Source organism: Herbaspirillum lusitanum P6-12 (assembly GCF_000256565.1).
In the GTDB taxonomy this organism is placed as follows: Bacteria; Pseudomonadota; Gammaproteobacteria; order Burkholderiales; family Burkholderiaceae_D; genus Herbaspirillum; species Herbaspirillum lusitanum.
Genome location: NZ_AJHH01000194.1, coordinates 1 through 2,157 on the forward strand (window position 1 = coordinate 1; position 2,157 = coordinate 2,157).

Genomic DNA, 2,157 nt, shown 5'->3' on the forward strand with positions numbered 1-2,157 from the left:
TAGCCGACAAGGCCACGCAGTTCATCTTCGATAACTGATAAGGGCTGACAAAATGCCGCCAGCGGGGTTTTGTCAGCCGTTGTCCGCTTGCGGACGACGCGGCGCCAGCAGATTGCCGGTCATGACCAACACCGGCTGGTTGTCCTGGTTGAAGGTGGTGACGCGGTGCTTGAGAAAGCCCTGGTGCGGCTTCGATTGCGAGAACTTCAGCTCCAGCACTTCCACCTCGATGTGCAAGCGGTCACCCGGACGTGTCGGGCGCGGCCAGCGGAATTCCTCAAAGCCGGCGCCGATGATGCCACCGTGGATCGGCAGGGTTTTCACCAGCAAGCGCATGGTCAGCGCTGCGGTATGCCAGCCGCTCGCGGCCAGTCCGCCGAAAAAGCTCTGCGCGGCGGCGGCCTCGTCCAGATGGAAAGGCTGCGGATCGTAGCGCGTAGCGAACGCCTTGATGGCGTCGGCGCTCAACTCCTCATCGTCGGCGTGGCTGAATTTCTGGCCGGGGATGAAGTCTTCCAGATAGAGCAAATTGACGGACATGGCGGTCTCCCTTGACTTGTTTTATAATGTAGATTGCAAAATGATAGTTAGTTGTTCATCCGAATGATAGTCAGCTATATGGGACTTGTCCATGGAACGTAAAAGCTTTGGCAACATGCAATGCCCGGTAGCCCGTACGTTGGAGCGCGTGGGCGAGTGGTGGAGCATCCTGATCCTGCGCGACGCGCTGCACGGCCTGACCCGCTTCGACCAGTTCCAGAAGAGCCTGGACATCGCACCGAACATGCTCACGCGCCGGCTCAACTCGCTGGTCGAGTCCGGCCTGCTGGAGCGCCGCCAATACAGCGAACGACCGCCGCGCCACGAATACATCCTGACCGACCTGGGACGCGATTTCCGTTCCATTCTGGTCGCGCTCAACACCTGGGGCAACAAGCATTTTGCGCCGGAAGGCCCGAGCGTACTGCTGGTCGATGCGACTACGGGCGAGGAAGCCGAGCCGGTAATGATCGACGGCAAGAGCGGCAAGCGCCTGAATTCACCCGATTTCGTGTTCGCGCCGGGGCCACAGGCCAATGAAGGCATGAAGGCGCGCATCAACTTTGCCCGCGAGCGCGCTGCCGAAGCCGCCGCCAACGATGCGGCAGCGAGTCCGTCTGCGATGCTTGCTGAGAGCAAGTCGGTCAAGTCAGCCAAGTCAGCCAAGCCGGCCAAGGCGCCGCGCAAGGTCCGGACGCGATCCGCCGCATGCTGGCGAACCTGCCGGCGCATCGCATCACGCAACTGGCCGACGCCGGCAACATCGACTGCCACGACGGCAACCTTGAACAGGCGCAGCAACGACTGGCCGGCAAGATCGCCGACGTCATGGCGCAAGGCGTATTCCCGCTGGTGCTGGGCGGCGGCCATGAAGTGGCGTACGGCAGCTTCCTCGGCATCATGCGCCACCTCGGCCGCTCGATGTCGCAGCGCAAGCTGCTGATCGTCAACTTCGACGCGCACTTCGACCTGCGCGAAGCCGAACGCTCGACCTCGGGCACGCCGTTCAAGCAGATCGCCGAATGGTGCGAATGGGCCGACGTCGGTTTCCACTACCTGTGCTTCGGCATCAGCCAGCTCGGCAACACGCCGGCGCTGTTCACGCGCGCGCAGCAACTGGGCGTGGAATACGTCAGCGACACCGACGTCGCCACCCGCAGCCTGGCAGAACTCGACGCGCAATTGCGCCTGCGCCTGGAAGACGTCACCGACGTCTACCTGACCATCGACCTCGACGTCTTGCCCGGGGAAAAGGCGCCCGGCGTCTCGGCCCCGGCCGCCTTCGGGATGGCGCTGGAGAAAGTCGAAAAGCTGGTTTCCTCCATTCGCGCCAGCGGCAAACTGATCGCCGCCGACATCGCCGAATGCAATCCGGTCTACGACCGCGACGGCATGACCGCCAAGGTCGCCGCGCGTCTGGCGCACCTGATCCTGCAACCGGCATAGAATAGAGTGTGCTGCGCGCCTTGCGGCCGCAGCGACTTCACTGCCTTCTACTTTCCAACCGGCCTTATCCATGTCCGTCCTGATCCCGCAATCGCAACAACGCCTGATGCGCTGGAAAAACGGCGGCGGCATGACGTGCGAGATCCAGCGGTTTCTGTCAACCGACGTAAG

Annotated in this window: 2 protein-coding genes and 1 pseudogene; 2 read left to right on the plus strand and 1 reads right to left on the minus strand. The window is 62.6% G+C overall.

The window, feature by feature from the left end; all coding sequences use genetic code 11:
• Positions 1-72: 72 nt before the first annotated feature.
• Positions 73-540, minus strand: coding sequence for a MaoC family dehydratase (locus HLUSI_RS0106575; protein ID WP_016833231.1), 468 nt, complete (start codon positions 538-540; stop codon positions 73-75).
• Between the two features lie 115 nt (positions 541-655).
• Between HLUSI_RS0106575 and HLUSI_RS34770 the strand changes: the two are divergent.
• Together HLUSI_RS34770 and hutG are read left to right on the plus strand one after the other, a co-directional pair.
• Positions 656-886 (plus strand): annotated as a pseudogene (locus HLUSI_RS34770) (winged helix-turn-helix transcriptional regulator); the annotation flags it as partial.
• 362 nt (positions 887-1,248) lie between these two features.
• A complete protein-coding gene (hutG, locus tag HLUSI_RS27325) occupies positions 1,249-1,986 on the plus strand; it encodes a formimidoylglutamase (RefSeq protein WP_238533934.1) in 738 nt (245 codons plus the stop codon).
• Positions 1,987-2,157: the final 171 nt, after the last annotated feature.